Here is a 6,674-nt window from a genome sequence, read left to right on the forward strand (position 1 = left end):
CCTTCTAAATCCACTTATTTGCCAGCACTTCCTTAGCATGATAGCTTAATATCGCAGTTGCGCCGGCGCGGCGTATGCTTGTCAGTACTTCCGTGATAGTACGGCGTTCATCCAGCCACCCGTTCTGAACAGCAGCTTTAACCATAGCATACTCTCCGCTAACATTATAGGCAGCGATAGGGAGATGAGTGTTGTCATTTAAAAGCTTGATTACGTCAAGATATCCAAGTGCCGGTTTTACCATCAGGAAATCTGCACCTTCCTGCTCATCCAACGTTGCCTCTATCAGCGCTTCACGCTGGTTTGCAGGATTCATCTGATACGTTTTTTTATCTCCGAACTTAGGAGCAGAATCAAGAGCATCTCTGAACGGACCATAGAAAGCACTGGCATACTTAGCGCAGTATGACATGATAGACACATTTGTAAACCCATTACTGTCTAATATGTTACGGATGTATCCTACCCGACCGTCCATCATGTCCGACGGAGCAATAATATCTGCACCAGACCGGGCATGGGCCAGGGCCATTTTGCCCAGAACTTCAAGGGTTTCATCGTTCAGGATTTCGCCGTTTTCAACAACACCATCGTGGCCGTCGCTGCTGTAAGGATCCATCGCAACATCAGTCACCACACAAGCTTCAGGAAAGCGGTTCTTAATCGCACGGATAGCCCGCAGATACAAGCACTCCTCATGATAACTGATCGTAGCATATTTATCCTTCAGAGCCTCATCAATGTTTGGAAACAAATCAAAAGCCTTCAGGCCGAGGTTAAGGCAGCTTTCCACTTCACGCAGAAGGTTATCAATTGATAGCCGGTACACCCCCGGCATGGAAGCAACCTCCACTTTCTTATTATCGCCTTCCACAATGATCAGCGGCAGGATAAGATTAGACGCTGTCAGGTGCGTCTCTTTAACCATCTCGCGAATAACTTCGCTTTTGCGGTTTCTTCTGGGTCTTTGTAACATCATTATTCTTTTAAAAAATGAGCGTACAGATCACGTTCAGCTTTACAGTCCGAAGACCGCTTCGGCCAGCCCGATCTCATCAGGAGAATAAGGCAAAGTATACCTGACACCCATCTCATCAAATTTCTTTCCGGTAGATCTTCCGATACAAACCACTTTCTGGCCCGGCTCAAGAAGATTGTCGGCAAAATATGCTTCCACATTTGAGGGACTTGTAAAGATCAGTACGTCGGCATACGACTGCTCCACATTCTCCTCAATAACCGTTTCATAAACAGGTAGATCAATAATCCTGGTCTGCACAGAAAGCATCTGCTGAATAGTCCGGAGCGAACCCTTAGCCCCTGGGAACAATACCGTTGTCCCACTGGCAATAGCAGCAAACTCCTTTGCAATTTCAGTTGTATCTATTCCTTCCTCTTCCCCGTTAAAATCAGGCACCCGGCCAAAACGCCGTAACGTCTCTTCCGAAGCACGTCCAAGCACACCCAATTGTGTCTTTTTTCCGATCTGCGGATCCAATTTAAAGAAGTATTCAATAGCGTTCTTACTGCTGAAAAATATCCAGTCAATGTCCCTCAAAATATAAGGGTCGAGCTTATTAATAATGGGAAAAGTACGGATCAGTGAACGTGATTCAATCTTTATACCGTGATTGTCCATCGCACGCTTAAAATAACTCGACTCCGGAATATCACGGGTAATAAAAACCTTCGAAGGAAATTTCCTGTCGGCAGAGAATTTAGACACAATCCTTTCAGCCAGCCCCACTGTCGTTTCCGACTCCAGGAACAATCTGTCAGGGAACAGGTTATCGTCAGACGCTTTAGAGGTCCAAACCTGGTAACGCCCCTCCTCCTTCCGGCAATAGCAGCCCAAGGGCATGTGGCATCCTCCATTGAACAATTTAAGCACCCTTCTCTCAACCGAAACAACCTCAGCTACCTCTTCATTATGAAGCTCCTGAAGAACATTATACAGGTGCGAATCTGTTTCTCTTATCTGGATTGCAAGAACCCCCTGTGCAGGTGCAGGAACAAACTCCACTGGTTCCAGTTCTTCAACATAAAACTCACTCAGATCTATTCCCAGGCGCTCTACGCCGGCTTTTGCCAGGATAATGGCATCGTAATCTTCGTCTCTGAGCTTCTGGATCCGCGTAGGAACATTTCCGCGAAGATTTTCGATCTCAAGGTCTGGCCTTAAAGCGAGTAGCTGAGCTTTGCGGCGGTTAGATGATGTTCCCACCATTCCCCCGTACTTCACAGATAACTTCTGTTTAAAGTCTACACAATCCTTGAGAATTAACAATAACTCTCCCGGGTCTTCCCGTTCAGAAACAGCAGCGATAATAAGGCCTTCCGGATTTTGGGTTGGCAGGTCTTTATGCGAATGAACTGCAACATCAATACTGTTATTCAGCAGTCCTTCCTCAAGTTCTTTAGTAAAAAAGCCTTTTCCTTCGAGCTTATCAAGCCTTAAGTTGAGTATTTTATCCCCTTGCGTCTTAATGATTTTTAACTCCGAATCTACACCTATACCGGCAAGCCTGTCTTTAATATGATTAGCCTGCCAAAGAGCCAGCTCGCTTCCCCGTGTACCTATAATGACTTTTCTATCCACAATAAAATTTAACCTTTTTTGCAAAAATAACGACTTCTACCGATTGCCGCAGTATGAAAAGAGGTTAACTGTTATTTACCAGGATTTCTTTGGCCATTACCATTGGAACGCTGATATACTTCTTCTCCATATAGTTAATGATCCGCTCGAGCACCTCTTTTGAATTACTGTCGAGTTGTTGAATATCGTCGGCAAAAACAGAATTAACCGCTACATGCCGGATCTCCTTGATTTTGAGAGGAACTTCCCGCATAGCAAGCTCAATACGACGCTGCTTTAGAATAGGTTTGAATTCGTTAATATTCTGTTCTATTATATGTTCGGCGTGCACCAGTTCCTGGTACCGCTCCTGCATGTTCTGATTTGCAACTTCCTGAAGACTCCTTACTTCTATAAAATGAACAGGGTTCTTCTCAAGCACCTCCTGATCCGTATCATTAGGGATTGCAAGATCAACTATTACTTTCTTATTTGTTTCTCCGTTTAAAAGGGATTGATAGATTTCGTTGGTGATTATCGGCTCTACACAACTCGTACAGGTTATGATCACATCAAATCCCTTCTTATAGTTCTTCAGATCCTCAATGCCAAACGCCTCTCCATTCAAATCTTTTGCAAGTTCCTGCGCTTTTGATAAAGTACGGTTAAATATTGCGAAATTCGAGAATTTATGTTTCTGAAGGTATTTTGAGATATTCTTATTGGTTTCGCCGGCGCCGATAATCAGGATCCTGGAATTGGAACACATATTCAAATCGCGGAGCTTCCTGTATGCCAGCGAAACTACCGAAACAGGGTTTTTAGATATCTTGGTATCCGTGTACACCTCCTTAGCAGTTTTTACAACATGGCTCATAAACAAGCGCATATAATCGCCTGTAAAACCAGCCGCCCGGCAAGTCTCGTATCCCTTCCTCACCTGGGCCAGAATTTCCTTTTCGCCAACTACAAGACTTTCAAGCGAACAGGAAACCCGAAGTAAGTGGTTAAAGGCTTCGACATCCTCATATACCTTCACTTTGCTTACGAAGTCGTCAAGCTTTTCGTCCTGAATACAGAAATCTAATGTCTGGATAAAGTCTTTTACAAAACCCGGCGTTACTGTAACGGAAGCACAAAAAACAAACTCAACCCTGTTACAGGTGCCAATATAAAAGATTTCAGGTATGTCAAATTTCTCCCGGACAGAATTTAATCTGACGGACAGCGTTTGGTTGCAGATCACAAACTTCCCTAAATCCTTTAAATCTATCTGCTGATGAGTAAATGCTAAAACTTTTAACTGTTTCAACTGCTGAATATCTTTTATAAAAAAACACAACAAAGGTATCAATAGGGCTCAATACCGCTGTCATTCCTTTGTCAAACAGCGGTATTTAGACTTTTTATAAATAAACAGGAAGATCATATGACACAGCAAGTTGTTTTTAAACAAACACTCCTTACCATGATTCAAACTATGTTCTGCTGCGATTGTTAAATCTATATACAAAAAAGCATTAGTTTAGCATCCGGGCATAATCATCAAACTCAATGAATAAAATAGAATTTACTATACAAGGAGCTTCAGGACGCCCCATTCATGCCGATATAACCAGTCCCGAAGACGCCGGAAGCTTCCCTCTTGTAATTTTTGTCCACGGATTCAAAGGGTTTAAAGACTGGGGGACGCACCATCTGACTGCCGGTTTATTCGCCGGAGAAGGATTCCGCTTCCTCAAATTCAACTTCTCCCATGCAGGCATCAGCCAGGGCGGGAAAGATACCTTTGATGATCTTGACGCATTTAGTGCAAATACATTCACCAAAGAGCTTTTCGATCTCGACCAGGTGATCACGCGTGCCCTAAGCGGAGAAGACTTTCCGCCCCCCGGCGAAATTTTCCTTATCGGGCATAGTCTGGGCGGAGGAATAAGCATCATACAAACAGCAGAGGATAAGAGGGTCGATAAACTGGTTACATGGGCAGCTGTAGGCAATTTCAGGAGCCTGTGGAGCAATGAGCAGGAAGAAAGCTGGCGTAAAGATGGTGTGCTCTATTTTGAAAACAAGCGAACGAATCAGCAAATGCCCATAGATATCGGTTTACTGGATGACCTGAATCATCATTCAGAAAGGTTAAATGTTCTGAATGCTGCAAGAACCATCAGGAAGCCCTGGCTCATTGTGCATGGAGATGCAGACAGCAGCATTCCGGTTCAGCAGGCAGAGGAATTAAACCGGCAGCAGGAACAGGCACAGCTGCTGTTAGTGCCCGATGCTGACCACGTTTTTGGAGCAAAACATCCCTGGACGGACGACAAAATGCCTGATCACCTGCATCATGTTTGCATGGAAACTATCGCGTTTTTAAGAGAACAGAGCAGTTAAACCTTTTATAGCTCCGGCAGTCTTACCCTGAGTAATAATCCGCCGAACTAAATGTAAAAATGGCAGCAACACATATATGGCGCAAGTTGAAGACTCTGAAATACTTTTAAAATTTGCCGACGAACGGACCCGAAGCGAGGCCTTCAACTTACTATTAAGAAAATACCAGCAAAAAATATACTGGCACATCAGAAGGCTTGTGATTGATCACGACGATGCCGACGATATTGCCCAGGACGTTTTTATTAAGGTGTGGAAAAGCCTCGGCAACTTCCGTAATAACTCACAGTTGTACACCTGGTTGTACCGTATTGCAACCAATGAATGCCTCACTTTCTTAAACAAGAAAAAACACCAGAACAATATCCCGCTGGATGAGGTAGCCTATGATCTCGCTGACTCACTGGCAGAGGGCTCATATTTCAACGGTGACCGTGCACAAATGAAGCTCCAGCAGGCATTGCTGACTCTCCCGGAAAAGCAGAGGCTCGTATTTAATATGAAGTATTTTGACGATTTGAAATATGAGGAGATATCTGAAATACTCGGCACAAGCGTAGGAGGACTCAAAGCATCATTTCATTTCGCAGTGAAAAAAATTGAGGATTATTTAACCAGCAATGATTAAACCTTCCGTCATTTACCACATCTAGATTTATATGGAATTGAACAAGGCAAATGAAGATTGGGAAAAAGAAGCACCGGTATTAGCAGCTTTGGGAAAGGATAATCCATTTACAGTTCCCGATAACTATTTTACTGATTTGCACTCCCATCTGAGCAGCGTCGCCCGGCTCGACCGCTTAAAGCAGGATAACGGAGGCTTTCAGATACCAGAAGGATACTTTGAAACTCTGGCTGAACAAACTGCTTCGCTTACGAAGATCGGGAACTTACCAGAAATAACAGCTGATAGCGGCTTCGGTGTTCCTGAAGGGTATTTCTCACATCTTCAGCAGGCTATTAACAGCAAAACGGTACATGCAGAGAATAAAGAAGAAAAAGGCATTCGTAAATTAATTCTGCCTGGGGTAAGATATGCAGCCGCGGCGTGTATTGTTATCGCAGCCGCAACGATCCTGTTTTTCAATATTAAGACAAACAGCATTGAATCAAAGTTATCCGGAATTCCGGAAGACGAAATTGTAAATTATCTTCAGGTCCACAGTGACACGGGCGACACTCCGGTCATAATGGATAATCTGGGAGCAAGTACTGCATCTTATAAAGGAACCGACTTGTCGGATCAGGAGATCGAACAATATCTTGAAACGACATTATAAAATAATAAAATGATGAACAAACTGATTGGAGGCGCTTTCTTATACCTGTTGATTTCCCTTGGTTCACCAGCGATGGCCCAACGCGGACCTAACCGGGTAGAAGCGCTTAAAATTGAATTCTTGACACAAAAACTTGAATTAAGTCCGGACGAAGCTCAAAAGTTCTGGCCGGTATACAACAATTATCAGAAGGAAATGAACCAGATATTCAGGGAAAGACGCCAGGCGAGAATGTCTCAGCAAGATACAGGCTCTCCTCCCGACGAACTGAAGTTTGAAGCTAAGCTCCTCGACATAAAAAAACGCTACAAGAAAGAATTTCTGGAAGTTCTTCCCCAGCAAAAAGTCGACAAGCTATACCCGGCAGAACGTGAGTTCAGAGAAAGACTCATCAATCAGCTCCGTGAACGCAGAGAGCAACC

Annotated in this window: 7 protein-coding genes; 4 read left to right on the forward strand and 3 right to left on the reverse strand. The window is 43.9% G+C overall.

The window, feature by feature from the left end:
- Positions 1 to 4: 4 nt before the first annotated feature.
- The 3 genes from hemB to hemA form a co-directional block, all read right to left on the reverse strand.
- On the reverse strand, positions 5 to 976 hold the full coding sequence (hemB, locus tag DDR33_RS19065) for a porphobilinogen synthase (RefSeq protein ID WP_109417399.1): 972 nt from the start codon (positions 974 to 976) through the stop codon (positions 5 to 7).
- A gap of 42 nt (positions 977 to 1,018) precedes the next feature.
- On the reverse strand, positions 1,019 to 2,599 hold the full coding sequence (gene hemC, locus DDR33_RS19070) for a hydroxymethylbilane synthase (RefSeq protein WP_109417413.1): 1,581 nt from the start codon (positions 2,597 to 2,599) through the stop codon (positions 1,019 to 1,021).
- 64 nt (positions 2,600 to 2,663) lie between these two features.
- Entirely contained in the window at positions 2,664 to 3,890 is a 1,227-nt protein-coding gene (hemA, locus tag DDR33_RS19075) for a glutamyl-tRNA reductase (protein ID WP_109417414.1), read from the reverse strand.
- Positions 3,891 to 4,132: 242 nt separating this feature from the next.
- On the opposite strand from hemA, the gene DDR33_RS19080 reads away from it, so the two are divergent.
- The 4 genes from DDR33_RS19080 to DDR33_RS19095 all read left to right on the forward strand — a co-directional run.
- Positions 4,133 to 4,969 (forward strand): alpha/beta hydrolase family protein, encoded by an 837-nt coding sequence (locus DDR33_RS19080; protein ID WP_109417400.1) that lies wholly within the window; start codon positions 4,133 to 4,135, stop codon positions 4,967 to 4,969.
- Between the two features lie 76 nt (positions 4,970 to 5,045).
- A complete protein-coding gene (locus tag DDR33_RS19085) occupies positions 5,046 to 5,597 on the forward strand; it encodes an RNA polymerase sigma factor (protein ID WP_109417401.1) in 552 nt (183 codons plus the stop codon).
- A gap of 31 nt (positions 5,598 to 5,628) precedes the next feature.
- Positions 5,629 to 6,252, forward strand: coding sequence for a hypothetical protein (locus DDR33_RS19090; protein WP_109417402.1), 624 nt, complete (start codon positions 5,629 to 5,631; stop codon positions 6,250 to 6,252).
- Between the two features lie 9 nt (positions 6,253 to 6,261).
- The coding region (locus DDR33_RS19095) for a hypothetical protein (protein WP_158280810.1) at positions 6,262 to 6,674 on the forward strand (413 nt) is incomplete at its 3' end.

Origin of the sequence: Pararcticibacter amylolyticus, assembly GCF_003130405.1 — a bacterium.
Lineage (GTDB): Bacteria > Bacteroidota > Bacteroidia > Sphingobacteriales > Sphingobacteriaceae > Arcticibacter > Arcticibacter amylolyticus.